General features: G+C 67.8%; 27 protein-coding genes. 15 read left to right on the top strand and 12 right to left on the bottom strand.

The genetic code is table 11. The features are described from left to right. Window positions 1-138: 138 nt before the first annotated feature. The 8 genes from AC1DO7_RS11905 to AC1DO7_RS11870 all read right to left on the bottom strand — a co-directional run bounded on the left by AC1DO7_RS11905 (window position 139) and on the right by AC1DO7_RS11870 (window position 7,683). Entirely contained in the window at window positions 139-525 is a 387-nt protein-coding gene (locus tag AC1DO7_RS11905) for a hypothetical protein (RefSeq protein ID WP_441618685.1), read from the bottom strand. A gap of 22 nt (window positions 526-547) precedes the next feature. Continuing rightward, entirely contained in the window at window positions 548-1,306 is a 759-nt protein-coding gene (gene cobA / locus AC1DO7_RS11900; protein WP_441618683.1) for a uroporphyrinogen-III C-methyltransferase, read from the bottom strand. Window positions 1,307-1,345: 39 nt separating this feature from the next. Then, window positions 1,346-2,650, bottom strand: a complete 1,305-nt coding sequence (locus AC1DO7_RS11895) for a sulfate adenylyltransferase subunit 1 (RefSeq protein ID WP_441618681.1) — start codon at window positions 2,648-2,650, stop codon at window positions 1,346-1,348. Window positions 2,651-2,787: 137 nt separating this feature from the next. Further along, window positions 2,788-3,750 (bottom strand): sulfate adenylyltransferase subunit CysD, encoded by a 963-nt coding sequence (gene cysD, locus AC1DO7_RS11890; RefSeq protein ID WP_441650182.1) that lies wholly within the window; start codon window positions 3,748-3,750, stop codon window positions 2,788-2,790. Window positions 3,751-3,763: 13 nt separating this feature from the next. Next, complete coding sequence (locus AC1DO7_RS11885) at window positions 3,764-4,594, bottom strand: phosphoadenylyl-sulfate reductase (RefSeq protein ID WP_441618677.1); 831 nt, start codon at window positions 4,592-4,594, stop codon at window positions 3,764-3,766. Beyond that, complete coding sequence (locus tag AC1DO7_RS11880) at window positions 4,591-5,175, bottom strand: DUF934 domain-containing protein (protein WP_441618675.1); 585 nt, start codon at window positions 5,173-5,175, stop codon at window positions 4,591-4,593. Before AC1DO7_RS11880 ends, AC1DO7_RS11885 begins: the two co-directional genes overlap by 4 nt. A gap of 18 nt (window positions 5,176-5,193) precedes the next feature. After that, on the bottom strand, window positions 5,194-6,873 hold the full coding sequence (locus tag AC1DO7_RS11875) for a nitrite/sulfite reductase (RefSeq protein ID WP_441618673.1): 1,680 nt from the start codon (window positions 6,871-6,873) through the stop codon (window positions 5,194-5,196). Window positions 6,874-6,909: 36 nt separating this feature from the next. Then, complete coding sequence (locus AC1DO7_RS11870) at window positions 6,910-7,683, bottom strand: sulfite exporter TauE/SafE family protein (RefSeq protein WP_441618671.1); 774 nt, start codon at window positions 7,681-7,683, stop codon at window positions 6,910-6,912. 157 nt (window positions 7,684-7,840) lie between these two features. Here AC1DO7_RS11870 and AC1DO7_RS11865 point away from each other — a divergent pair, with 157 nt between their 5' ends. The 5 genes from AC1DO7_RS11865 to AC1DO7_RS11845 all read left to right on the top strand — a co-directional run bounded on the left by AC1DO7_RS11865 (window position 7,841) and on the right by AC1DO7_RS11845 (window position 12,364). After that, window positions 7,841-8,782 carry a CysB family HTH-type transcriptional regulator gene (locus tag AC1DO7_RS11865; protein WP_441643587.1) on the top strand — a complete coding sequence of 314 codons (942 nt, stop codon included), beginning with the start codon at window positions 7,841-7,843 and terminating at the stop codon, window positions 8,780-8,782. A gap of 107 nt (window positions 8,783-8,889) precedes the next feature. Continuing rightward, the gene (locus AC1DO7_RS11860; RefSeq protein WP_477116163.1) at window positions 8,890-10,044 is read left to right on the top strand and encodes a methyltransferase; all 1,155 of its coding nucleotides are present in this window, start codon (window positions 8,890-8,892) and stop codon (window positions 10,042-10,044) included. Between the two features lie 145 nt (window positions 10,045-10,189). Then, complete coding sequence (locus AC1DO7_RS11855; protein ID WP_441618665.1) at window positions 10,190-10,750, top strand: hypothetical protein; 561 nt, start codon at window positions 10,190-10,192, stop codon at window positions 10,748-10,750. 198 nt (window positions 10,751-10,948) lie between these two features. Then, window positions 10,949-11,299 (top strand): DUF1428 domain-containing protein, encoded by a 351-nt coding sequence (locus tag AC1DO7_RS11850; RefSeq protein WP_441618663.1) that lies wholly within the window; start codon window positions 10,949-10,951, stop codon window positions 11,297-11,299. Window positions 11,300-11,707: 408 nt separating this feature from the next. Continuing rightward, window positions 11,708-12,364, top strand: coding sequence for a peroxiredoxin (locus AC1DO7_RS11845; RefSeq protein WP_441618661.1), 657 nt, complete (start codon window positions 11,708-11,710; stop codon window positions 12,362-12,364). A 183-nt stretch (window positions 12,365-12,547) separates the two neighbouring features. On the opposite strand, the gene AC1DO7_RS11840 is transcribed toward AC1DO7_RS11845, so the two are convergent. Next, window positions 12,548-12,838: a hypothetical protein gene (locus AC1DO7_RS11840; protein WP_441618659.1), complete on the bottom strand. Its 291-nt coding sequence runs from the start codon at window positions 12,836-12,838 to the stop codon at window positions 12,548-12,550. 106 nt (window positions 12,839-12,944) lie between these two features. On the opposite strand from AC1DO7_RS11840, the gene AC1DO7_RS11835 reads away from it, so the two are divergent. From AC1DO7_RS11835 to AC1DO7_RS11800, 8 genes are all read left to right on the top strand, one after another. After that, window positions 12,945-13,721, top strand: a complete 777-nt coding sequence (locus AC1DO7_RS11835; protein WP_477116162.1) for an SDR family NAD(P)-dependent oxidoreductase — start codon at window positions 12,945-12,947, stop codon at window positions 13,719-13,721. 28 nt (window positions 13,722-13,749) lie between these two features. After that, complete coding sequence (locus AC1DO7_RS11830; protein ID WP_441618656.1) at window positions 13,750-14,739, top strand: Bug family tripartite tricarboxylate transporter substrate binding protein; 990 nt, start codon at window positions 13,750-13,752, stop codon at window positions 14,737-14,739. Between the two features lie 36 nt (window positions 14,740-14,775). Then, window positions 14,776-15,255 carry a DUF6841 family protein gene (locus tag AC1DO7_RS11825; protein ID WP_441618654.1) on the top strand — a complete coding sequence of 160 codons (480 nt, stop codon included), beginning with the start codon at window positions 14,776-14,778 and terminating at the stop codon, window positions 15,253-15,255. 10 nt (window positions 15,256-15,265) lie between these two features. Next, window positions 15,266-16,072 (top strand): enoyl-CoA hydratase/isomerase family protein, encoded by an 807-nt coding sequence (locus AC1DO7_RS11820; protein ID WP_441618653.1) that lies wholly within the window; start codon window positions 15,266-15,268, stop codon window positions 16,070-16,072. Between the two features lie 63 nt (window positions 16,073-16,135). After that, window positions 16,136-17,050: an alpha/beta hydrolase gene (locus tag AC1DO7_RS11815; RefSeq protein WP_441618651.1), complete on the top strand. Its 915-nt coding sequence runs from the start codon at window positions 16,136-16,138 to the stop codon at window positions 17,048-17,050. A gap of 14 nt (window positions 17,051-17,064) precedes the next feature. Continuing rightward, window positions 17,065-17,877, top strand: coding sequence for an alpha/beta fold hydrolase (locus AC1DO7_RS11810; protein WP_441618649.1), 813 nt, complete (start codon window positions 17,065-17,067; stop codon window positions 17,875-17,877). Between the two features lie 72 nt (window positions 17,878-17,949). Next, complete coding sequence (locus AC1DO7_RS11805; RefSeq protein WP_441618648.1) at window positions 17,950-19,590, top strand: fatty acid--CoA ligase; 1,641 nt, start codon at window positions 17,950-17,952, stop codon at window positions 19,588-19,590. A 147-nt stretch (window positions 19,591-19,737) separates the two neighbouring features. Continuing rightward, window positions 19,738-20,604 carry an IclR family transcriptional regulator gene (locus tag AC1DO7_RS11800; protein WP_441618646.1) on the top strand — a complete coding sequence of 289 codons (867 nt, stop codon included), beginning with the start codon at window positions 19,738-19,740 and terminating at the stop codon, window positions 20,602-20,604. A gap of 224 nt (window positions 20,605-20,828) precedes the next feature. Here the strand turns inward: AC1DO7_RS11800 and AC1DO7_RS11795 are convergent, their stop codons facing one another. The 3 genes from AC1DO7_RS11795 to AC1DO7_RS11785 are packed head-to-tail and all read right to left on the bottom strand — an operon-like array spanning window position 20,829 to window position 23,296. Next, window positions 20,829-21,638 carry a LytR/AlgR family response regulator transcription factor gene (locus AC1DO7_RS11795; protein ID WP_441650180.1) on the bottom strand — a complete coding sequence of 270 codons (810 nt, stop codon included), beginning with the start codon at window positions 21,636-21,638 and terminating at the stop codon, window positions 20,829-20,831. A gap of 30 nt (window positions 21,639-21,668) precedes the next feature. Beyond that, on the bottom strand, window positions 21,669-22,757 hold the full coding sequence (locus tag AC1DO7_RS11790; RefSeq protein WP_477116161.1) for a sensor histidine kinase: 1,089 nt from the start codon (window positions 22,755-22,757) through the stop codon (window positions 21,669-21,671). Window positions 22,758-22,783: 26 nt separating this feature from the next. Continuing rightward, window positions 22,784-23,296, bottom strand: a complete 513-nt coding sequence (locus tag AC1DO7_RS11785) for a DUF6622 family protein (protein WP_441618640.1) — start codon at window positions 23,294-23,296, stop codon at window positions 22,784-22,786. A gap of 243 nt (window positions 23,297-23,539) precedes the next feature. On the opposite strand from AC1DO7_RS11785, the gene AC1DO7_RS11780 reads away from it, so the two are divergent. Both AC1DO7_RS11780 and AC1DO7_RS11775 read left to right on the top strand, forming a co-directional pair. Next, entirely contained in the window at window positions 23,540-24,745 is a 1,206-nt protein-coding gene (locus AC1DO7_RS11780; protein WP_441618638.1) for an ABC transporter substrate-binding protein, read from the top strand. Window positions 24,746-24,757: 12 nt separating this feature from the next. Further along, entirely contained in the window at window positions 24,758-25,651 is an 894-nt protein-coding gene (locus AC1DO7_RS11775; RefSeq protein WP_441618636.1) for an NAD(P)-dependent oxidoreductase, read from the top strand. Window positions 25,652-25,725 lie beyond the last annotated feature (74 nt).

Genomic DNA, 25,725 nt, shown 5'->3' with positions numbered 1-25,725 from the left:
TTCGTGGTGGGCGCGGTGGACCGGTACGCAAATGTGCCGGCTCACTTCTGAAGCTGGCGCTATTAGGCACCGAGGGTGCCATATCGTGGCCGCCCAACACCGAAACCCAATGCACCGGCGCCGGATCCACCACGCCCACTACGAAACCAGTGCCGGTGCCATGCCGTGGCCGCCCGAGCCGGTAACGGCAGATGCCCGAACTGGCAGAGCGCCAGCGATCAGGGGCATCACCACGAATCCAGCACCTTTCGCGGTGTAGTGGCCGTCAGCGCCGGTACCGGCAGATCCCAGCAGAACCGACACGCCCACCACGAATCCGCAAATCCCGTCACCCCTGGATTCTTCTGCCCCTCCGGCCAGGAGTCCGCTTTCTTGGCCTACTTTCTTTTCGGACAAAAGAAAGTAGGTCGCGCCGGGGGCGCGAAAGCCTTTGACTTTGATGTTGACTCTGTCTTTGACTTTGACTTTGACTTTGTCGTCGAAGCCGACTTTGACGTTAAATTCAAGCTTTTGAAGTTGATTCACACTCAAACATAACCCATCCCCCTCATGCCGCCCGCGTCATCCCTTCAACAGCCTCAGCCGGCAATCCTTCGGTCCGCCGCGCTCCCAGCGCTTCCCCGATCATCAACAGACTAGGCTGTGCCGGGTCGATCCAGGCCGCCGCTTCGCCCGCCGCCATCTGGCGCAGGGTGAATTCACGGCTACGCTGGCGTGCGGACGTTGCGGCCTCGACCACCCAGGCAGGCGTCGAAGCCGGCTTGCCGTGGGCGATCAATTGGGCGGCAATCGATGCCGCCTGGTCGCGCCCCATGTAATACACGAGCGTATCGGCCTTCACATCGGCTTCCACGTCGATCGTATCGGCGGCCTTGCTCTGGGTGGCGAAGGCGACGCTGCGCGCCACGCCACGCTTGGTCAGCGGCTTGCGGATGGCGGAGGCCGCCGCCAGCGCGGCGGTGATGCCGGGCACGATCTCGTACTCGATGCCGGCGGCTTCGAGCGCCTGCAGTTCCTCGTCGGCACGGCCGAACAGCATGGGGTCGCCGCCCTTGAGGCGCACCACGCGCTCATGCTTGCCGGCCATGTCGACGATCTGGCGGTTGATGAACAACTGCGCGGTGGAACGCTGGCCGCAGCGCTTGCCCACTTCGACAAGCTGGGCCTGCGGGCACCACGCCAGCATCTCGGGCGACACCAGCGCATCGTGCAGCACCACCTGGGCTTCGCCCAAAAGTCGTGCACCGCGCACCGTTATGAGGTCCGCAGCGCCGGGACCCGCGCCGATCAGGTAGACCTTGCCCATGCCTTGCTCCTTAGCCTTCGCTCGCTTGTTGCATACGCCTCAGGCGAATGCACGGATCATGCCAGCGGCGACGGTGTGGTTGGTCGCCTCGTCGATCAGCACGAAGGCGCCGGTGGCTGGGTTGTCGCCGTAGACATCGCAGACGATGGGCTTCTGCAGCGAGAGCTGCACGGAGCCGATATCGTTGAGGCGAATGTCGTGGCGGCCGGTCTCGTGCGACAGCGTGTGCACGTCCAGCACGCGGTCCACCGACGACACGCGCGCGAACACGCTGGCCGTGGTGTGCTTGAGCACGTACTTGCGCGCCGGATTGAGCGATTCGTCGTCGAACCAGCACAGGTCGGCGGTCAGCTTCTTGGCCGATACGCTGTCCGCGGTGGCGGCGACGAACATATCACCGCGTGATACATCCACGTCTTCGGTCAGGCGCACCGTGACGGTCTCGCCCACACTGGCCGATTCGGCCACGCCATTGGGCGTCAGCACCTCGGCCACCACCGCTTCGCGGTTGACCGGCAGCACACGCAGCTTCTGGCCCACGCGCACGGTGCCGGCCTCGACACGGCCCGCGTAGCCGCGGAAATCGTCGGCCTGGGCGCCATCCTGGCGGATCACCAGTTGCACCGGGAAACGCAGCGCGGCGTCGCCTTCGGGCGCGGGTTCTTCCACCGGCAGCGCTTCGAGCAGCGGCAGCAGCGGCTCGCCCGCGTACCACGGCATGGCCTGGCTGGCGTGCACGATATTGTCGCCGCGCAGGGCCGACACCGGCACGTAGCGCACGTCCTTCAGGCCCAGYTGGCCAGCCAGCTCGGTGTAGGCGTTGCGGATCTCGTCGAAACGCTGCTCGCTGAACTCGACCAGGTCCATCTTGTTGATGGCCACGATCACGTGCTGGATCTCCAGCAGCTTGAGGATGGCCGAATGGCGCTTGGTCTGGGCCAGCAGCTCGGCGCGGCCGTCGTTCACGGTCACGCGGGTGGCGTCGACCAGCACGATGGCGGCATGCGCGGTGGACGCGCCGGTCACCATGTTGCGGGTGTACTGCTCGTGCCCCGGCGTATCCGCGATGATGAACTTGCGGCGCGCGGTGGAGAAGTAGCGGTACGCCACGTCGATGGTGATGCCCTGCTCACGCTCGGCCTCGAGGCCGTCGGTCAGCAGCGAGAAATCGATCTGCTCGCCAGCGGTGCGCTTGTTCTTGGCGCGGGTCAGCGCGGTCAGCTGGTCCGACAATACCGCCTTGCTGTCGTACAGCAGGCGGCCGATCAGCGTGCTCTTGCCATCGTCGACCGAACCGGCGGTGATGAAGCGCAGCAGGCCTTGGTGTGATGCTTGGGTGCTCATAATCAGATCCTTTGTTCCCCCGGGGCGCTCGCTCCGGCGCAGATGCGGGAGGCAGCGCTTGGCGCGCGGGGGCGACGTGTACATCGGTACACGAGCACCCGCGCTACGACGCGATGTGCCCGCATAGGCGTCCGGTGTCAGAAGTAGCCTTCCTTCTTGCGGCGCTCCATCGAGGCTTCGCTCGTCTGGTCGTCCATGCGGGTGGCGCCGCGCTCGGTGATCTCGGTCACCGCCGTCTCGGCAATGATCTCGATCGGCGAGGCCGCCACGCTGGCCACCGGGCAGGTGCAGCTGATGTCGCCGACGGTGCGGAAGCGCACGGAGAGCACTTCGCTCACGTCGCCAGCCTGCTTCGGGGTGATCGGCGTGACCGGCACCAGCAGGCCGTTCTTGCGCACCACTTCGCGCTCGTGCGCGTAGTAGATCGGCGGCAGCGCCAGCTCTTCGCGGGCGATGTACTGCCACACGTCCAGCTCGGTCCAGTTGGAGATGGGGAACACGCGCATCTGTTCGCCGGCCGCCATGCGGGCGTTGTACAGGCTCCACAGTTCGGGGCGCTGGGCCTTCGGGTCCCACTGGCCGAACTCGTCGCGGAACGAGAAGATGCGTTCCTTGGCGCGCGCCTTCTCTTCGTCGCGGCGGGCGCCGCCCATCAGCGCGTCATACTTGTGCGCCTCGATGGTTTCCAGCAGCGTCACGGCCTGGGCCGCGTTGCGCGAGTCGGTTTCCTTGCGCAGGCGCACCGTGCCGCGCTTGATGGAGTCTTCCACATGGCCCACCACCAGGCGCGCGCCGAGCTCGGCCACGCGCTGGTCGCGGAAGCTGATGACTTCCGGGTAGTTGTGGCCGGTGTCGATATGCACCAGCGGGAACGGCAGCTCGGTCTTGCGGTCGCCCAGGCGGAAGGCCTTGAGCGCCAGGTGCAGCATGACGATGGAGTCCTTGCCGCCCGAGAACAGCAGGGCCGGGTTGCGGCACTCGGCCACCACCTCGCGGATGATGTAGATGGATTCCGCCTCGAGCTTGTCGAGGTGGTCGTTCTGCACTTGCAGCAGGTGGGCCACGTCCGGCGCGCCCTTCAGTTCGTTCATGATGCCCATGTCGTTCTTGGCCTCAATGCTTGATGTTCTGTTCGTGAAGCCCGCACTCTTTCGAGTCCTTGCTCTCCCACCACCACCGTCCCGCACGCACGTCCTCGCCAGCGCGCACCGCACGCGTACAAGGCTCGCAGCCGATGCTGGGGTAGCCCTTGGCATGCAGCGCGTTGACCGGCACGTCGTGGCGCTTCAGGTAAGCCCACACCTCGGCTTCGGACCAGTCGGCCAGCGGGTTGAACTTGGGGATGCCGCGTGCTTCGTCGGTTTCCTCGAAGGGCAGCTCCGAGCGCGTCGCCGCCTGTTCGCGGCGCTGGCCCGTGAGCCAGGCATCGGCATGGGACAGCGCTCGGTTCAGCGGCTCCACCTTGCGGATGCCGCAGCAGCTCTTGCGCAGGTCCACGCTGTCGTAGAAAGCGTTCAGCCCGTGGTTCTTCAGGTAGTTCGCAATGGCCTCGGGGTCCGGCGTGAACTGTTCGATGTCGTAGCCATAGTGCGCCTTGACCGCATCCAGCACCGCCAGCGTCTCGGCGTGCAGGCGGCCGGTCTGCAGCGTGAACACGCGGATGCCGGCGCGCACGGCTTCGGAGCCGCGCAGGATCGCGTCGGTCACCACCATGTCCTCGGCAGCCAGGCTGGAGGCAAAGCGCGCGCGGAAGAAACGCCCGGCAATGCCGGCCAGGCGCAGGCCCAGCTCGCGTTCCTTGGCCTCGAGATCGGCCACGCTGCCGGTGTATTCCGGCGCCGTCCACAGCGCCGGCGGGCGCAGTCCGGAGACCGGCGCGTCGGGCGCGGCGGCGAGCGGCGACAGCACGGTCACCGGCACGCTGGCAATGGAGATCTCGCTCATGCCGTTTCCCTGCCCAGCGCTTCGGCACGGTTGCGACGGAACAGCGGCAGCGGCTCGTCCACCGATGCCTGGTACGCCACGGTGAATTCCGTGAAGCCCTTGATGGCGTCCTCGATGTTCTTGTCGGCGCGCACGGCGAAGGTATCGAAGCCGCAGCGCTTCATGAAGTTGAGCTGGTCGCGCAGCACGTCGCCGATGGCGCGCAGCTGGCCGGCCCAGTGGTAGCGCGTGCGCAGCAGGTAGGCGGTGGAGAAGCCACGGCCATCGCGGAACACGGGGAAGTCCACCGCCACCACGGACACGTTGTCGAAGGCTGCCTGCGCATCGGCCGGCTCGTCTTCGGGCGCCAGCCAGACGCCGGTGATGCCGGCCGCGCGGCCGGCCAGCACGCCGTCCTTGTGCGCCAGCCAGGCGGTCAGCGGGAACAGCACCGCGTCCTTGCCCTGGGCGGCGGCAGCGACCTGCTCGTCGGTCACGGGCTGGCCCTCGGCGCCGCGCAGCACGGTCCAGGCATCGTCGATGATGACCGGCGTGGGGTTGGCGCCTTGCTCGCCGCGTTGCAGTTGAATGATCTTTGCCATGTCTTGTTTCTCCGGTGCTCAGGCTTCGGCGCGTTCGCGCTGCTTGTCGGCGTACACCCGTTCCTTGAACGGTGCGATGCCGATGCGGCCCAGCACGTCGATAAAGCGTTCGTCCTCATGGCGGTTGGCCACGAAGGTGTCGATGATGCGCGACACCACGTCGGGCATTTCCTCGGCCTTGAACGACGGGCCGATCACCTTGCCGATGGCGCTCTTGTTGCCTTGCGCGCCGCCGAGGGTCACCTGGTACCACTCCTCGCCGTCCTTATCCACGCCGAGCACGCCGATATTGCCAACGTGGTGGTGGCCGCAGGCGTTGATGCAGCCCGAGATGTTCAGCGTGACTTCGCCCAGRTCGTGCACGTAGTCCAGGTCGTCGAAGCGCTCCTGGATGGCCAGCGCGATGGGGATCGACTTGGCGTTGGCCAGCGAGCAGAAATCCCCGCCCGGGCAGGCGATGATGTCGGTCAGCAGGCCGATGTTGGCGGTGGCCAGGCCAGCCTTCCTGGCTTCCTGCCAGAGCGCGAACAGGTCGCGCTTGCGCACGTCCGGCAGCACCAGGTTCTGCTCGTGCGCCACGCGCAGTTCGCCGTAGCCGTAACGGTCGGCCAGATCGGCCACCAGGTCGATCTGCGCATCGGTGGCGTCTCCCGGGGGGGACACCGGGCCCGGCTTGGTCGACAGGGTCACCGCGGCGTAGCCCGGCACCTTGTGCGCATGCACGCTGCGGCTCACCCAGCGGGCGAAGGCCTTGTCTTCCAGCAGGTGCTTCTCGTACGAAGCATCGGTGTCGGCCAGCTTGTCATAGGCGGGCGGCGCGAAGTACTGCGCCACGCGGTCGAACTCGGCCTGCGTGATGGTGGCGGGACCATCCTTGCTGTGCTGCCATTCTTCCTCGACTTCCTGCGCGAACTTCTCCGCGCCGATGGCCTTCACCAGGATCTTGATGCGCGCCTTGTACTTGTTGTCGCGGCGGCCATAGCGGTTGTACACGCGAATGGCCGATTCCACGTACGACAGCAGGTGCTGCCAGGGCAGGTCTTCCTTGATCACCGAACCCAGGATCGGGGTGCGGCCCAGGCCGCCGCCGGCCAGGATGCGCAGGCGCGTCTGTCCTTCGGCATTGCGGTAGGCGTAGATGCCGATATCGTGCATCTGCACCACGGCGCGGTCGTCGGCCGAAGCCGAGATGGCGATCTTGAACTTGCGCGGCAGGAAGGCGAATTCCGGCTGGAACGTGCTCCACTGGCGCAGCAGCTCGGCCAGCACGCGCGGGTCCACCGATTCGTCCGGCGCCACGCCGGCGAAGTGGTCGGTGGTGATATTGCGCACGCAGTTGCCGGAAGTCTGGATGCCGTGCATTTCCACGCTGGCCAGGTCGGCCAGCACGTCGGGCACGCGCTCGAGCTCCATCCAGTTGTACTGGATGTTCTGGCGGGTGGAGAAGTGGCCGTAGCCGCGGTCATAGGTCCGCGCGATATGGCCCAGCATGCGCATCTGCTTGCTCGACAGCAGGCCGTACGGAATCGCCACGCGCAGCATGTAGGCATGGCGCTGCATGTACAGGCCGTTCTGCAGGCGCAGCGGCAGGAATTCTTCCTCGGTCAGTTCGTCGGACAGGCGGCGGCGCACCTGGTCACGGAACTGGGCGACGCGTTCGTTGACGATGCGCTGGTCGTATTGGTCGTACTGATACATGGTGTGGGTCCGTTCAGTATTCGGTATGCGTTGAATTCAGGAGACGAGCTTGATGGCGACCAGCGTCAGCGTGGTTGCCAGCGCGGCGCGCACCAGCCGTTCGGGCAGCGCCCGCGACAATTGCGCGCCCAGCCAGATGCCGGGGATCGAGCCCACCAGCAGCGACAGCAAGAGGGTCCAGTTCACGGTGCCGAGCCACACATGGCCCAGCCCGGCCAGCGCCGTCAGCGGCACGGCGTAGGCGATATCGGTGCCCGCCACTTCGGCCGGCTTCATCTTGGGGTAGAGCAGCAGGATCAGCGTGGCGCCCACGGCGCCGGCGCCGATCGAGGACACCGTCACCAGCACGCCGATCACGGCGCCCACCAGCACGGTGGCGATGGCCTGGGCGCGGCCTTCGAGCTGGAAGCGCGGGTTGCGGGCCAGCCAGCCCAGCATCTGCTTGCGGAACAGCAGCGACAGCACCGTCAGGATCACCGACACGCCGATCGTCAGGCGGATCGCGTGCAGCCACTGCGCGTCGAGTTCGCCGGCGCTCTTGAGCACCAGGATGGCCGCCACCGCGGCCGGCAGGCTGCCGATGCACAGGCGGCGCACCACCTGCCACTGCACGTGGCCGTGGGCGCGATGCGCCAGCGTGCCGAACCCCTTGGTGATGGCGGCGAAGGCCAGGTCGGTACCGACCGCCGTGGCCGGCGAGAAGCCGAACAGCAGCGTCAGCAGCGGCGTCATGAGCGAGCCCCCGCCCACGCCCGTCAGACCGACGAGGACGCCTACTAGCAGACCGGAAACGGTATAGGCAAGGGACATGGAGGACTCACGTGCCGGCCGGTATTCCGGGGGGAGCCAGGAAGCAGGCCCACGCGCGGAGAATCCGACCGTTCATTAACAAAGTTCGAGAATCGTAATAAACTGGCCTCATATCTCAAACTAATAAGAAGTTGTTTGTTTATACGAACCCAGTTATATGAATCTGCACCAGTTCCGCTTTGTGCGTGAGGCAGTACGTCAGAACTACAACCTGACCGAAGCCGCAAAAGCGCTCTACACATCACAACCAGGTGTTTCCAAGGCCATCATCGAGCTCGAGGAAGAACTCGGGGTGGATATCTTTACCCGCCACGGCAAGCGCATCCGCAGCCTGACGGAGCCCGGCCGCCGCATCCTGGAGTCAGTGGAGAAGATCCTGCAGGAGGTGGAGAGCCTCAAGCGGGTGGGCAAGGACTACGCCGCGCAGGACCAGGGCAACTTCACCATCGCCACCACCCATACCCAGGCGCGCTACGCCCTGCCGCGGGTGATCGCCGAGTTTACCAAGCGCTACCCGAAAGTGCGCCTTTCCATACAACAGGGCAATCCCAGCCAGATTGCCGACATGGTGCTGCACGACCAGGCCGACATCGGCATCGCCACCGAGGGGATCTCCGAGGACAAGAACCTGGTCTCGCTGCCCGGTCACCAATGGCAACATGTGGTGGTGACGCCACCTGACCATCCGTTGCTGGAAAAGAAGCACCTGGCGCTGGAAGACCTGATGGCCTACCCCATCATCACCTACGACCTCAACTTCGCCGGCCGCCCCAAGATCAACAAGGCCTTCGAGCTGCGCCACCTGCAGCCGGACATCGTGCTCGAAGCCATCGACGCCGACGTCATCAAGACCTATGTCGAGATCGGCCTGGGCGTGGGCATCGTGGCCGGGCTGGCCTACGATGCCGAGCGCGACCGCAACCTGCGCGGCATCCCCGCCGGCCATCTGTTCGGCACCAATGTGACGCATCTGGCAGTCAAGCAGGGTGCCTACCTGCGCAGCTTTGTGTATACCTTTATTGAACTGTTCTCCCCCACGCTGAACCGCAAGCTGGTGGAACAGGCCATGTCCGGCGACCACGAAGCCTACGAACTCTGATTTTTTACAAGGCATCGGCCTGTCCGATGCCGACGGCGCGCCCCGGCCTGGCGCGCCCTGCCCGCCCGCCATGCGGAGCCGGCCCACTGAACTGGCCTGAAACCAATATGACGAACCAAGAACAAAGCAAGATCCACTGGACCGAAGACGGCGAAGAACGCAGTGCCAACTGGCGCTCCGAATCCAATATGCCCCCGCCCAAGCGCGTGGTCATCGCCGACGACACCACCTCCGCCGACACCGCCTACCGCCTGGCCTGCGAGGGCACCGGCCTGCTCTGGCGCGGCGACTTCCAGAACGCGCGCCAGTTGCTGCAAGCCCTGGCCCGCCGCGCCGACAAGCCCAAGAAGGCGCACCGGAACGCCAAAGCCCAGGCCAAGCCCACCCCCACCGAGGCCTTCCACCTGCACCGCCAGGCCCAGTCGCAGCGCGCCCGCACGCTCGGCATGCTGCTGCTGCCCTTCGAGGCCGACCACAGCGTGCCCCTGYGCCGCGCACCCGACGTGACCGAGGCCTGCCGCGAAGCCCACGGCGAGGTCGATGCCCCCTACGTGGCCACCATGCGCGAACTGCTCGGCCTGATCGGCGCGCACGAATGGCGCAAGAAGGGCGTAGAGATCCCCGCCCTGGGCGAGCGCATCTACCCCTACTACGGCGTGTTCTCCCCGGTGCGCGGCGAGTACATCGACCTGGTCGCCAAGGCCCAGCTCCCGGCCAAGGCCACCGAACTCGCCTTCGACATCGGCACCGGCACCGGCGTGCTGGCCGCCCTGCTGGCCCAGCGCGGCGTCAAGCGCGTGATTGCCACCGACCAGGACCCGCGCGCCCTGGCCTGCGCCAGCGAGAACATCCAGCGCCTGCGCCTGGACCGCCAGGTGGAGATCGTCAAGGCCGACCTCTTCCCCGAAGGGCGCGCCCCGCTGGTGGTCTGCAACCCGCCCTGGGTCCCGGCGCGCGCCAACTCGCCGATCGAACATGCCGTGTACGACCCGGACAGCCAGATGCTCAAGGGCTTCCTGGCCGGCCTGGCCGACCACCTCGAACCCGGCGGCGAAGGCTGGCTGCTGCTTTCCGACCTGGCCGAGCACCTGGGCCTGCGCACGCGCGAAACGCTGCTGGGCTGGATCGATGAGGCCGGGCTGAAGATGCTGGGCCGCCTGGAAGTCAAGCCGCGCCACCCGAAGACCACCGACCAGGCAGATGCGCTGCATACGGCACGCGCGGCCGAGGTGACCTCCTTGTGGCGCCTGGGCACGCGCTGAGCGCCGGCTGACCTGCCACGCCCCCGGAAGTCACGCTCCCTCGTGCGGCCGGCCGGCGGCGAGGCACGCGGCGCATGCCGCCGTGCTGTCATGCTGCTGTAACCTGGCCGCACTAGGCTCGGCCCGACCCCGGGGAGGACGAGCCATGCAAGGTCTGGTTGGGCTGCTGGAAAAAACGCAGGCAGGTCGCGAAGCGATCGGACAACGAAGCGGGCCGCTCGACCGGCGCAGCCGCGCGCTGCTGATCATGGTCGATGGCCGCACCAGCATGGCCGACATGGTCAGCCGGGCCGCGCAGCTCGGGCTCGAAGCCAGCGCCGTCACGCAACTGCTCGAAGGCGGCCTGATCCAGGTCGCGGCCGCGGTCGCCGGCGCGGCACGAGGGGCGCCGGCGCCAGAGCAAGCGCCAGAGCAAGCGCCGGTACAAGCGCCAATGCAAGAGCCCGCGCCATCGCCCGCCGCGCCTCCCGCCGAAGCCGGCGCAAAGCGCTCGCTTGCGGCGGCGCGGATGTACCTGATGGACGTCATGGCGCGCAGCTTCGGCACCATGGACCATCCCATCCGCACCCGGCTTGTCGAAGCCACGGATCGCGCCGCCGTCGAGCAGGCATTCGAAGACTTCCGGCAGGTGCTGGGCGGCATGGCCAGCCCTTCCCTGGTCACGCATATCGAGAATTCGTTCCGCGACCTGCTGCCGCTTGGCTAAGCGGCTCGCGCAGTGGCGTGCCTGTCACGGCCCATGAGCGCAAGCCTGGAAAACGCAACATGCCGTTCGCGCCACCCGAGGCCGCGCGCCCAAAAAAAATCCCGCGACCGCCGTCGATCCCGGCCAGACTGAATCGTCGTCCTGGTAGCGGCGCGCAACGCGCCCGCCCCCCTTTTCGACGACCAAAGGAGATCAGACATGGCATACATCGATGGATTTGTCGTTCCCGTCCCCATCGCCAACCGCGAGACCTACAAGAAGATGGCCCAGGCGGCCGGCGTGGTCTTCAAGGAAAACGGCGCGCTGTCCCTGGTCGAATGCTGGGGCGACGACGTGCCCGAAGGGAAGGTCACTTCGTTCAGCATGGCCGTCCAGCGCAAGGACGACGAAGCCGTCGTCTTCTCCTGGATCACGTGGCCCGACCGCAAGACCCGCGACGCCGGCATGAAAGCCGCCATGGAAGACCCGCGCCTGAAGATGCAGGGCGAGATGCCGTTCGATGGCAAGCGGATGATCTTTGGCGGCTTCGAGGTGCTGGTGGACGCCTGAGGCAGGGAAGCCGATGCCGCCGGCAGGCGGCCTCGCCTGCGACCGGCGCCGCAGGCGCGACGCGCTCGCCACGCGCCCGACAGGAAAGCCGGCGCCACCGCGCCGGCGATTGCAAAGCCCCCATCACATCCGCTCACGCACCGGCCGCGACCCATGCCAGCCCGCAGGCCCTCCCCCCTTGCTGTTCCAATCTTGAAACAACGGCATGCGGCAAGGCCGCGCGCCCCCGCCCCGCGCGCCCCCAGCCAGACCGGCCAATATCGCATGGGCCACAGCGAACCCTTTGTGGATCGCTCCGGAACGCATATATTTCCCGTGCAGGTTCCGCCATGAATTTCATCTGCACTGCGCTCACCTGGCCATGACGGCCTGGCGGATTCCCCAAACCCAAAGATACGGAGGCTCAGCATGTCGATTCGCATTGGTGACGTGGCGCCCGATTTCACCGCGGACACCACCGAAGGGAAACTCACTTTTCACGAGTGGATTGGTGACGGTTGGGCCATCCTCTTCTCCCACCCGAAGGACTTCACCCCTGTCTGCACCACCGAACTGGGCTACCTCGCAAAGCTGAAACCCGAGTTCGACAAGCGCAACACCAAGGTCGTCGGCCTGAGCGTGGATCCTGTCAGCGATCACCACGCCTGGGCCAAGGACATCGAAGAAACCCAGGGGCACGCGCTCAACTATCCCGTCATCGGCGACGCCGACCTCAACGTGGCCAAGCTGTACGACATGATCCACCCGAATGCCAGCGGCGCCGCGCCGCGCACCGCGGTGGACAATGCCACCGTGCGCTCGGTCTTCATCATCGGCCCGGACAAGAAGGTCAAGGCGATGCTGATCTACCCGATGAGCTCCGGGCGCAACTTCGACGAGGTCATGCGGCTGCTGGATTCGGTCCAGCTCAACGCCAAGCACACGGTGGCCACGCCGGTGAACTGGAAGCCGGGCGAGGACGTCATCATCCCCACCTCGGTGTCGGACGAAGACGCCAAGAAGAAGTACCCGCAAGGGTTCAAGACGCTCAAGCCCTATCTGAGGGTGGTCGAGCAGCCCAGGTAAGCCATACCCCCTGGCCGGCCATGGCGCGTGGGATGGGACATCCCGCGCGCCATGGCGCCGGTTTCCGTACGCCCCCGCGCTACTCTCCGCCCTACCTTCCGCACCACCTTCCGCACCACCTTCCGCACCATCCCGCGCACTCGCCACGCGCACTCCCCCCGCACAACCCCACGCCAGCCCGCATCAGGCCGCACTAGCCCGGATATCTCCTGACGTCTCCCGGGCCCCCGCCGCCGTGCGGACGGGCACGCGCCACGCCCGCGCCGCAAGAAAACAGATCACGCCCCCTCCTGTCCGCCTGCCCGCCACCGGATCGGCGGACATTGCCCATAAAAGCGGCATTATCATCACTCTTAACTCAATTTGAACTGCATAGCGAAACGCTTTTAAACTTTGTTCCGCAAACACAGTCTTTTTCTTGATATGAAAACTGCTGTGCAGTACATTGTTCCGCAGTTGCTCTGGATTTGGCACGCAGGCCAGGTTCCGGCGAAGCGCTCGCTGCCGTGCCTGTTCCGGCGGGGCGACAGGAGACACGGCGCCACCGTTGGTGCCGGACTATTCGAATCGAGGTGTGGAAATGAACAACGTACCAGTCATGTTCGATCTGAGCGGGAAGGCAGCATTTGTCGCCGGGGCTTCGAGCGGCATCGGGCTGCATGTCGCCCAGGTGCTCGCCGCGGCGGGCGCCGCCGTCGCCTTGGGGGCACGGCGTRCCGACCGGCTGCAGGACGCCGTGAAGGCGCTCGCCGGGCAGGGCCATCGAAGCTGCGCGGTGAACCTGGATGTCACCGTGCCCGAGACCATCGCGCCGGCATGGGCCGAAGCGCAGGCGGCGCTCGGACAGYCCATCGACATCCTCTTCAACAACGCCGGGATCATCTACATCGAGCGCTTTGTCGACCAGGACCCCGCCGAGGTGGCGCGCATCTTCGATACGAACCTGAAGGGCGCCTTCCTCGTGGCGCAGGAAGCTGCCCGCTCGATGGCCGCCCGCAAGACCGGCTCCATCATCAACGTGACCTCCTCGGCCGGGCTGCGCGCCAGCGGCCAGCTCGCCAGCTATGGTGCCTCCAAGGCCGGGCTGGTCCACCTCACGCACATCATGGCGCTCGAACTCGGTAGCCGCGGGGTCCGGGTCAATGCGCTCGCGCCCGGCAATTTCCGCACCGACATGCACGGCAAGTTCCAGGAACACGGCTTCGAGGAAGCCATCGGCAAGCGCATTCCCATGCGGCGCTTCGGCGAGATGGACGACCTCGACGGCATCACCTTGCTGCTGGCGTCGGATGCGAGCCGCTACATCACCGGTGCCGTCATCCCGGTCGACGGCGGCCAGACGCTCAGCTGGATGTGACCCCATAAAAAAACAAAGGAGACAAGCCATGCACCGTACGCAATTCCTCAGGGGCGCCGCCGGCGCGGCGGCACTCGCGCTCGCCGGCGCGCTGTGCCCCGCGCAAGCGCAGACCTATCCGCAGAAGCCGATCCGGATCATCGTGCCATTCGCCGCCGGCGGCGCCGCGGACATCGTCGCGCGCACGCTGGCCGAGAAGATGTCGCCGCGCCTTGGCCAGCCGGTCATCGTCGACAACCGCTCGGGCGGCTCGGGAACGATCGGCGTGGATGCGGTCGCCAAGTCGCCCGGCGATGGCTACACGCTCTCGCTCGCGCTGAGCTCGCAGCTGATGATCAACCAGTACCTGTTCAAGAAGCTGCCCTACGACTCGCAGAAGGACCTGGTCCTGGTCGCCAAGGTCGCGGACTCGCCCCTCGTGCTGCTGGTGAATGCCAACGTGCCGGCCAGCAATGGCGCGGAGCTGCGCAAATACCTGACGGCGAACAAGGGCAAGCTGTCGTACGGCTCATGGGGCATCGGCACAGTGGCGCACCTGACGGCCAGCCATCTGAGCGAGATCGTCGGCGCCGACATGACGCACGTGGCGTATCGCGGCGAAGTGCCGATGCTGCAGGACCTGGTCGGCGGCAACTTGCCGATGTCCTTCGCGACCACCGTGCAGGCGGGGCAATTCATCTCGGCCGGCCGCGTGAAGGCGATCGGCGTCACGGGCACCACGCGCATCGGTTCGCTGCCGAAGATCCCGACCCTGGTCGAGGCCGGCTTCGACGACCAGATCTTCCGCGCGGTGGGGTGGATCGGGCTGTCCGCGCCAGCGGCCACGCCGAAGGCGGTCGTCCAGCGTATCTCCGACGAAGTCCGGGCCGCGCTCAGCCTGCCCGATGTGCAGCAGCGCATCAAGGATCTTGGATGGGCGCCCAGCTACCTCGGTCCCGCGGATTTCGCCGCCACGTACCAGCGCGAGCTTCCGCTGTGGAAGGGCCTCGTGAAGCAATCCGGCGCAACGCTCGACTGATCCCGCCGCATGACCATGACCAGACACGAGACAGCCATGACGACAGCACAGCGCATCGCGCAGACCGTTCCCGCGCAAACCGCGGCACAGGAAATCAGCGAGTGGTTCTTCGACATCTACCTGCCCGCCTGGATCGGCATGGGTGCGAACCCCTCCGACAGCGTCGACGGCATCCTCGATTACTGGGGATACCCGCTGCATGCGGCCTCCGTCAACATGACCACTTGCCTGATGACCGGCGACGACGTCATCAGGCTGCTGCGGGCCAACCAGGACCCGCTGCAGGCGCAGCACTATACCCACACGACGATCCTCGACCGCAAGGTGGTCGGCTACAACAGCAACGCAGGCTCCATCGACGTGATCTGGTCCCGCCGCCGCGCGGACGAATCGGAGATCGAGCGGCGTGCCGTCCATTTCGAGATCCATCGCACCGCGCAGGGGTGGCGCATCCTCGCGCTCGCCAGCCTGCTGACCGACCGCGACGCGCTGGACGACATCTGGGAAACCGCTTAAGGAACACGACATGACATCGCAACCATCCGACATCGTTCTCTACGAACTGAAGCAGAACGTCGCCATCGTGACGCTCAACCGCGCGCCGCAGAACCGCCTGACGCGGCCCCTGTTCACGCAGCTCGACCAGGCGGTGCGCCGCGGCGTGCGCGAAGGCGCCCGCTGCATCCTGTTCCGGGGCAACGGCGACGACTTCTGCCAGGGCGGCGATTTCCGCGAATGGCCCGACCTGAAGACCCACGCCGAGCGGCGCGAGCGCTTTGGCTTCTCCAACGGCGTGCTGAACATGATCGAGTCGCTCTCGATCCCGACGGTGACGCAGGTGCACGGCCGCGCGTTCGGTGGCGGCTTCGAACTCGCCCTGCATACGGACATCATCATCGCCGCCGAATCCGCGCGCTTCCGCTTCTCCGAAGCCACGCTGGGCGTGGCGCCGCTGGCCGGCGGCGTGCAGCGCATCGCCGAGCGCGCCGGCCGCGCGGTGGCCAGCCGGCTGGTGATCCTGTCCGAGGAAATCGGCGCGGGCGAGGCCAAGGCCATGAACATCGTGGCCAGGGTCGTGCCGGACGCGGAACTGAGCGATGCCGCCTTCGACTGCGCGGCGAAGCTGGCCGCCGGCCCCACCCGCGCGCACGCCGTCACCAAGGCGATCCTCGCCGCGTGGTCGGCCGGTGGGGTGCGCGCGGCGGACGAAGCCATGATCGAACACGTCTCGGTGCTGTTGACGACGGACGACGTGCGGCGCGGCGTGGCGTCGGCCACCCAGGCCTTCGAGTCGGGTGCCGCGCGCCCCGCCATCGAATTCAGCGGGCAGTAGAGCGCCCTCCCCAGCCTTCCACAGCCTTCCCTAGGTTTCCCTAGCCTTCCCCCGGTCCAAGCCATGCACACCATGCAACCCGAAGAACACTATGTCCCGGTCGGGGACGACGTCAATCTCCACGCCTGGGTATTCCGCCCCGTCGCGGGCACCGGCCCGTTCCCCGCGATCACGATGGCCCACGGCTTCTCGGGCATCAAGTACCGCGGCCTGCAACAGTACGCCGAGCGCTTCGCCGCGGCGGGATTCATCGTCATCGTGCACGACCACCGCAACTTCGCGCTCAGCGGCGGCGCCGTGCGCGGCGATATCGATCCGTGGCAACAGATCGCGGACTGGCGGCGCGTCGTCTCGTACCTGGAATCCTTGCCTGGCGTCGACACATCGCGGATCGGCGTGTGGGGGACCAGCTACGCGGGCGGCCATGCCATCGTCCTGGGCGCCACCGATTCGCGCATCCGCACGGTCGTGGCACAGGTGCCGCTGATGAGCGGCTACGAACAGAGCCTGCGGCGCGTGTCCGCCGAGATACGGCCGGCGCAGCAGGCGCTGTTCAACGACGACGACCGCGCGCAGCTGCGCGGCGAGCCGCCCATGCGGCAGCGGGTGGTCAGCACCGATATGTCCGTGCGCGCGGCTTATCGCTCGCAGGACATGATCGATTTCCACGATGCATTCCACACGCCCGACGGCGTGGAAGACAGCGAGTACGTCACCATCCGCTCCACCCGCATGGCGCAGATGTACGAGCCCTGGCACTGGATCTCCCGCATCGCGCCCAAGCCGCTGCTGATGGTGGTGGCCGACAACGACGTGATCACGCCGACGGACCTCGCGCTCGCCGGCTACGAACGCGCGCTGGAACCCAAGCGGCTCAAGATGATCAAGGGCGGTCACTTCGACGCCTACCAGGGCGAGTTCGAGCACTCCAGCACCGCCGCGCGCGACTGGTTTGCCGAGCACTTGTCGCAACGATGATGTCCGGAGCGCCCATGGATCCCACTGCAATGACGCATCCGGAGGCGACGCAAGCCGGCGCCGGCAAGGGCCTGCTGGTCTTCGTGCACGGCTACCTCGACGGCCCCGAGACCTGGCAGCCGCTCCTTGCGGCGCTGCACCTGCCAGGATGGCGCCACCTTGTCGTCCGGCTGGCGGCGAGCGGCGACGCCTCGGCAAGCTCGCAGGCCCTGCTGGCAGCCTATGCGGCGCAGGTGGCCGCGGGTGTCGCCGCGTCCGGCCACCACGCCGGGCAACCGGTGGTGGTGATCGGCCACAGCATGGGCGGCCAGGTTGCCGAACTCGCGGCGGCGGGGGTGGCGGGCGGTGTCTCGGGCCTGGTACTCATCACGCCCGCGCCGCTGCGCGGCTACCCGCTTCCCCCGGCGGTGCTGGAGAAATTCCAGTCCCGCGCCGGCCTGACCGACCTGGCGCAGATCAGGGACGGCAAGCGCGCGTTGACGATCAATCCCGACGACGCCGCGCTGGATGTGCTCGCCGCCACCACCGCCAGGACCAGCCGCGCGTTCGCGCTGGAACAGCTGCGCGCCTGGAGCGGCGGGCATCCGGCCGGTGCCGATGCGTCGGCTGTCGGCTCCCCTGTCCTGACCATCACGACCGATGACAAGTTCTTCACCGCCGCCTTGCTGGAAGACGGGGCGAAGCGCTTCGCCAGCGCCACGATCGACCATGTGGCCGACGCCGGACACTGGCCCCAGGTAGAGCAGCCGGCACGGCTGGCCCGCTTCATCGAGCGCTTTATCGAACGCATCATCGAACGCCGCATTGCGCGCATCGGCCCGCAGTGACCACCGGGCAGCCTTGCACGCAAGTGCAGGCTCCCGGAGACCAACGACAAAAGCATGACGAGGAGACCAACGATGCCGGCCACGGACCAAGCGGACAATGCAGATACCGCACACGCACCGGACTACCAGTTGCTGATCAGGCAGCTCCTGCTATCGCCGCTCTCGTACGCGCCCGGGCAGGAGATCGTGTACCGGGACGCCGCGCGCTACACCTACCGCACGCTGGGCGAGCGCATCGGCCGCCTTGCCAGTGGCCTGGCTTCGCTGGGCGTCGGCTACGGCGACACAGTGGCCATCCTCGACTGGGACAGCCATCGCTACCTGGAATGCTTCTTTGCCGTGCCCATGATGGGCGCCGTGCTGCAGACGGTGAACGTACGGCTGAGCCCCGAGCACGTGCGCTACACGCTGGCGCACGCCGCGCCGAAGGTGATGCTGGTCCACCATGATTTCCTCGACCTGGTGCTCGGCATGCGCGACCAGCTCCCGTCGGTGGAGCATGTGGTCGTGATCGACGACGGGCATGCCGCTTCGCAGGCGCCTGCCTACGAGGCGCTGCTGGCCGCGTCCGCGCCGGACTTCGCGTTCCGGGATTTCAGCGAGAACACGCGTGCCACCGTCTTCTATACCAGCGGCACCACGGGGCTGCCCAAGGGCGTCTACTACACGCACCGCCAGATCGTGTTGCACACGCTGGCGGTCGTCGCCATGTTTGCCATGCCGGCGCAGCAGGGGCGCTTCCACCGCGGCGACGTCTACATGCCGATCACGCCGATGTTCCACGTGCACGCCTGGGGCATGCCCTACGCCGCCACCATGATGGGCGTGAAGCAGGTCTACCCGGGGCGCTACTCGGCCGACCAGCTATTGCAACTGCAGCAGCGCGAGGGCGTGACCTTCTCGCACTGCGTGCCGACCATCCTTCACATGCTGCTGGCAGAGGCGCAGAAGACGCAATCCGACCTGGCCGGCTGGAAGATCATCGTGGGCGGCGCCGCCTTGTCGAAGAGCCTCGCAGGCGCGGCGCTGGCGCGCGGCATCGACGTCTTCTGCGGCTACGGCATGTCCGAGACCTGCCCGTTCATCACCAGCGCCCAGGTCGACGAAGCCATGCTGGCGGGCGAACCGGCCGAGTGGCTGCCGGCGCGGCTGTCCGCCGGCCGGCCGCTGCCGCTGGTCGATCTCAGGCTTGCCGATCCGCAGATGGCCTTCCAGCCGCACGACGGCGAATCCGCCGGCGAGATCGTCTTGCGCGCACCGTGGCTCACGCCCGGCTACCTGGGCGACGACGACGCATCGCGCAAGCTGTGGACCGGCGGCTACCTGCACACCGGCGACATCGGCACGATCGACGCCGGCGGCTACCTGCGCATCAGCGACCGGCTCAAGGATGTCATCAAGACCGGCGGCGAATGGATCTCCTCCTACGCGGTGGAAGACTGCATCTGCCAGCACCCTTCGGTCAGCGAAGCGGCGGTGATCGGCGTGAGCGACGAGAAATGGGGCGAACGCCCGATGGCGCTGGTCGTGCTCAAGTCCCCCGCGGACGAGAGCGTGAGCGCCGATGCCATTCGCGCGCATCTGCACGCGTATGTGGCCAGCGGCACGATTTCCCGGTACGCGGTGCCGGAGCGATATCTCTTCGTTGCCAGCCTGCCGCGAACCAGCGTGGGGAAGTATGACAAGAAGGCCATGCGCGCCGCCCTGGCATGACGGCATGGCAAGCCCTGGCATCCGGCGCGTGGCGGCATCTATGCTATTTTGTGCGGCTGGACGGTGGTGACCGGCCTGGCGCACCAACCACCGGGCGGCGCGCACGCGCAACACCACGATTTTTCGGCTAGATGGGAACAGGACAAGATGGCAAGGCGCAACGAGACTTCCGCTGAACGAGAGCTTTCCACCGCGGAGGAACGTGAGGACGGCGAGGACGAAGCGTCCCCCGAAGGCGCGCAGGACCGCCACTTCGTGACCGCGCTGGCACGCGGGCTGGAAGTGCTCAGCGCCTTCCGCAGCGGCGACACCTTCCTGGCCAACCACGAGATCGCCGAGCGCTGCGGCCTGCCCAAGTCCACCGTCACGCGGCTGACCTACACGCTGACCAAGCTCGGCTACCTGCATGTGGTGCCGGACAGCGGCAAGTACCGCCTCGGCACCGCCACCGGCGCGCTGGGCAGCGCCATGCTCTCCAACCTGGACGTGCGCCAGGTCGCGCGCCCGTTCATGCAGCGCCTCGCGGTCGACACCGGCGCCGTGGTGGCCATGTCCACCCGCGACCGGCTTTCCATGCTCTACCTGGAATGCTGCCGCAGCACGTCCATCGTCACCCTCAGCCTCGACGTGGGATCGCGCATCGCGCTCGGCACCTCCGCCGCCGGCCGCGTGTACCTCGCCAGCCTGCCCGCCGGCGAGCGCGCCGAAGTCATGGAGCGCATCCGCGCACTGGATGAAGGCGCCTGGCCTGCCGTGGAGCACGGCATCGCCAGCGCGATGGAGGAATTGCGCACCACCGGCTGCGTCACCTCCCTCGGCGAATGGGTCAAGGAAGTCCACGGCATCGCCACCTCCTTCACCCCCGGACGCGGCCTGCCCGCGATGGCGATCAGCGTCGCCGGTCCGGCGCAGACGTTCTCGGCGCAGCGCATGCGCGAACAGGTAAGGCCGCTGCTGATCGAGACGGTTCGCGAAATCGAGCGCACCCTCGGGCAGCAGTTCGGGGCAAGGTAAGCGGCGCGCCGCCGCCGACGCTGACCGGGCGGCCGCGCCGATCAGCCCGGCACCTGGCATACCGATGCGTCATGGCTTCGCCGGCGCCTGCAGCGCCGAGCGCACCACAAACGTGAATTGCGCGACGCGCGGAAACGGCAAGAACGCGCGATCCGCGCCTGGTTTCGCGCCTGGTTTCGCGCCTGGTTTCGCGTCTGGTTCCGCGCCAGCAAGTGCGCAGGCGCCTACATCCCCTTGAACAGGTCGGCATAGAGCCGGCTCACGCCGACCTTGTCGTCGCTGCCGCGCAGGGTCAGCGTGATCTTGCCGGCATCGTCGCGCGTGGCGGTGGCGATGGCGTCCGCGCGCACGATGGTGCCGCGGTGGACCTGCCAGAACACCTGCGGGTCCAGCCGCGCCTGCAACTCGCGCAGCGACAGGCGAATCCAGTGCTGGCCGCCGCCCGCGGTGACCACGCGCACGTATTTGTCGTCGGCCTCGAAGTAGAGCACCTCCGCGACGGGCACCATGGTGATGGTGCTGCCCGCGCTGGCCTGGATGACCTTGAGTGGCTGGCTGGATCCGGAAGCCGGCGCCAGCGGCGAGCCCGCGCCGAGCAGCGTGCGCAACTGTGCCAGCGTGGCGTCGGACGCGGGGCTCTGCGCGCGCTGCGCCAGCGCGGCCTGCAGGCGCGTGCATGCCTTGGCCAGCCGCTCGGGCTGCACGGGCTTGAGGATGTAGTCCGCCGCGGCCTGCTCGAAGGCGTGCAGCGCATAGTTGTCGAACGCGGTGACGAACACCACCAGCGGGAACGGCTTGCCCCCGGCAGGCCAGTCCTCGGCCAGGACCTGCGCGGCTTCCAGTCCGGACATGCCAGGCATGCGGATATCGAGGAAAAGCAGGTCCGGTTGCAGCGCCAGCGCCTGCGTCACGGCGGCGGCGCCGTCGCCCACGGTGGCGAGGATGCGCAGGTCCGGCCACAAGCGCGAGAGCTCGGCCCGCAGGTCGGCGGCGAGCAGGATTTCGTCTTCGGCGATGAGGGCGGTGGCTTGCATTGGGTATGACGTGGCGGCGGGAGCGTCGGGTCAGGAGAGCGGGATGCGTACGGTGGCCAGCGTGCCGCCATCGGCATCGCCGGCCTTGTCCAGGGTGAAGCTGGCCTGGGTGCCGAAGAGCTGGGCCAGCCGCTCGCGCACTTGCGCGGTGCCGAAGCAGGTGGCGTCCTTCGGCGGCGCCAGCGGCGACACGCGCAGGCCCATGCCGGTGTCGCGCACCGTCAGGACCAGCACATTGCCATCCCGGCGCGCGGCGAGCCGGATCACGCCACCTGCGAGCTTGGGCTCCAGCCCGTGCTTGATGGCGTTCTCCACCAGCGGCTGCAGCAGCAGCGGCGGCACCGGCAGGCCGGCGAGTTCGGGCGGCAGGTCCAGTTCGGTGCGCAGGCGCTCGCCCATGCGGACCTCCATCAGGCCGAGGTAGTCGGCCACGCGCGCGAACTCCGACGACAGCGGATGCGGACCGGAACGCGATGCCTCCAGCGTGGCGCGCAGGAACGCGATCAGCTGGTTGAGCATGTGCTGGGCGCGCTGCGGGTCCTGGCCGATCAGCGCGCGCAGGTTGCCCAGCGTGTTGAACAGCATGTGCGGCTCGAGCTGTGACTCCAGCAGCCGCAGCTGGTTCTCCGCCGCGCYGCGCAGCGCGGCCTGCTCGCGCGCGGCCATGGCGGCCATGCGGCCGCGCGTGTAGAAGAAGTAGCTGATGGCGGCGGCCAGCGCCATGACCACGGTGGTGCTGAGCGCGAGCGCGCGCGGGTTGCGTGCCAGCTCCGCCGGGCTGCCGTAGGAGCCGGTCAGCCAGCCGGCCACGGCACTGCCGCCGAAATAGCCCAGCACGCCGGACACCAGCACCCACGGGAACATCAGCCGGTAGTCCGGCCAGGCACGCCCGCCCGGGGCGCGCTCCGACTGCACGCCCAGGCGCAGCATGCCGTAGCGCCCGCCCTGGATAAGCGCCTGGATCAGCGCGGTGATGCAGATGGAATAGATCAGGTTGGTGCCGAACTGCTCGCGGTAAAGCGTGCTGAAGAACAGCGCGGCGCCGAATGCCACGGGCACGCCGATGCGCAGCTCGCGCAGGAACCAGTGCAAGGGGCGGCGTGGAATGGTGGCTTGCATGGAGAGGGAAACCGGTATCGAAGCGTTCAGCCGATGACGCCGGCCGCTGGCGTCTGCCTGGCCGCCCGCCACATCGCCAGGCCGCGTGCGAGGAAGATACCGCTAACCGCGCCGGAAGCAAAGCCGGCCGCCAGCGCGGCGCGCGGATCGGCCAGCCACGCCGCGTGCATGGCGTGGCCGGCGCCCAGGCCGAAGCGCATGGCGAACATGCACAGGATCAGCCCCAGCGGCACCCAGCTGCCGGGCACGTACAGCCGCCGCGCGGCATCCTCCCGGCGGATCCCGCCCCAGGCGCCGGCCATGTTGCACAGCACCAGCGCGGCGGCGGCGCCGGCGCTCCAGGCGGCCAGCGCGCCCGGCTGCCCCGGGAAGAAGCCGAGGGTCCCGACGAGCGAGACCACGGCCATGGCCCCAGGCATGGCGGCGCCGCGCAACAGGGTCATGCGGCGGGGCACGGCCTGCGCCCGGCCCAGCGCGACGAGTGCGGCCAGCAGGATCCAGACCCAGGCGGGCGTATGTTGGAGGAGATTGGCTGTCATGGCGGCGCTCCGGTGTATGAAGGCATGAAAGGCGTCGGGATGCGCCATGGTGCCGGGGCACGCCGCCGGCGGGGAGCCGCCCGTGACGGAATGCGGGTGCGCGTCGCCAGATGCGGGCGGCGCGGCGCGAGCCGTGGCGGGCAGCTTTCGCAACATGGGCGATTCCGGATACGATGGCGGCCAGCCACGCACGGTTTCCCGCGGTAGTACATCGAGCCAGAACATAAAACGAGGAAGACACGCATGCCCTTGCCCAGCCGCCCTGCCCCCGCTGCCTCCGCTGCCTCCACCCTGCGCCTTGCCGCCGCCGTCGCCTGTGGCGTCGCCGCGCTCGCGGCCGGCACGGCCCGCGCCGACATCCGCGTGGGCATCGACGTGTCCACCACCGGCCCGGCCGCCTCCATCGGCATCCCGTCCAAGAACACGGTGCTGATGTGGCCGCAGACGCTGGGCGGGCAGCGCGCGCAGTACGTGATCCTGGACGATGGCTCCGACCCGGCCGCGGCCGTGCGCAACGTGCGCAAGCTGATTTCCGAGGAAAAGGTCGACGTGGTGGTAGGCCCCAATATCACCCCCACGGCGATCGCCGCGCTGGACGCGGTGGCCGAAGGCGAGACGCCGATGGTGGCGCTGGCGGCATCGGCCGCCATCATCGAGCCGCAGTCGGACCCGAAGCGGCGCTGGGCCTTCAAGATGCCGCAGAACGATTCGCACATGGCCACGGTGCTGACCGAGTACATGAGCAACCACGGCGTGACGACGGTGGGCTTCATCGGCTTCAGTGACGCCTATGGCGAGAGCTGGTGGCGCGAGTTCTCCAGGCTGGCGGAACTGCGCAAGATCAAGGTGGTGGCCAGCGAGCGCTTCTCGCGCAACGATACCTCGGTGACCGGGCAGGTGCTCAAGCTGATGGCCGCCAATCCGGATGCGATCCTGGTCGCCGGCGCGGGCACGCCGTCGGTGCTGCCGCAGAAGACGCTGGCCGAGCGCGGCTACAAGGGCCGCGTGTACCAGACGCACGGCATCGCCACCTGGGATTTCCTGCGCATGGGCGGCAAGGACGTGGAAGGCACGCTGTTCCCCACCGGGCCGGTGGTGGTGGCGCGCCAGCTGCCGGACAGCCATCCGGTGAAGAAGGTGGCGCTGGATTTCCTGACGCGCTACGAGGCCAGATATGGCACCGACAGCATCACCCAGTTCGCCGGCGACGCCTGGGGCGCGTGGATGCTGCTCGACGATGCGGTGCGCCGCGCGGGCAAGGGCGGCGCGCAGCCGGGCACGAAGGCATTCCGCCATGCCATGCGCGATGCGCTGGAGAACACCACCAACCTGACCATTCCCAACGGCGTGATGAACATGAGCGAGAAGGACCACCAGGGCTTCGATCAGCGCTCGCGCGTGATGGGCGTGATCCGCAACGGCAAGTTTGCCTACGCGTCTGACAAGTAAGGATGTCCTGCCATGACCGATACAGTTTCCCGGCCCCCTGAATCCCTGACCCTCGGCTTTATCGGCCTGGGCGCCATGGGCACGCCGATGGTGCGCCACCTGATCGCCGCCGGCCACGGCGTGCGCGCCCTTGTGCGCCGCCCCGAGGCCGCCGATGCGGCGCGCGCGCTTGGCGCGGTGCCGTGCGCCACGCCGGCCGAGGCCGCGCGCGGCGCGGCGGTGGTGTTCACCAACGTGACCTCGTCCGAAGACGTGCGCGCGGTGCTGCTGGGCGAGCACGGCGTGATCGAGGGCGCGGCGCCGGGCACCGTCTGCGTGGACCACAGCACCATCTCGCCCATCGTCACGCGCGAGATCGCCGCGCGGCTGGCCGAGCGCGGCATCGAGGCGCTGGACTGCCCGGTGTCCGGCGGCACCGCCGGCGCGCAGGCGGCCAGCCTGACCATCATGGCGGGCGGCAAGGCCGAGGTGCTGGAGCGCGTGCGCCCGTTGCTGGCGCTGCTGGGCAAGACCATCACCCATATCGGCGACAGCGGCGCGGGCCAGGTGGCCAAGCTGTGCAACCAGATCGCGCAGGTGGTGAATATCGAAGGCATCGCCGAGGCCATGCGCTTCGCGCAGGCGCAGCAGGTCGACGGCACCCGCGTGCTGCAGGCCATGGCCACCGGCATGGCGGGCAGCCGCATGCTGGACCTGATGGGGCCGAAGATGGTGGCGCACGACTTCGCCGCCGGCATCGAAGCGCGCCTGCACGACAAGGATTTCGGGCTGGCGGCGGAGATCGCCGGGCAGCTCGGCCTGGCGCTGCCCGCCATGCAGGCCACCTCGCGCCAGCTCGCCACGCTGATGGAGAAGGGCTGGGGCAAGGACGATACGTCGTCCTTGCTACGCGTGCTGGAGGGCTGAGGACCGAAGGCCGGGAGGGCGGGCGGGCGGGCGGGCGGGCGGGAGAGAATTAAACGTTATCGTCGCGCGTCATG

Source organism: Cupriavidus sp. 05N40, assembly GCF_056397305.1.
Note: the sequence above shows the minus strand (reverse complement) of the source record. Positions and strands in the feature narration are given on the sequence as shown.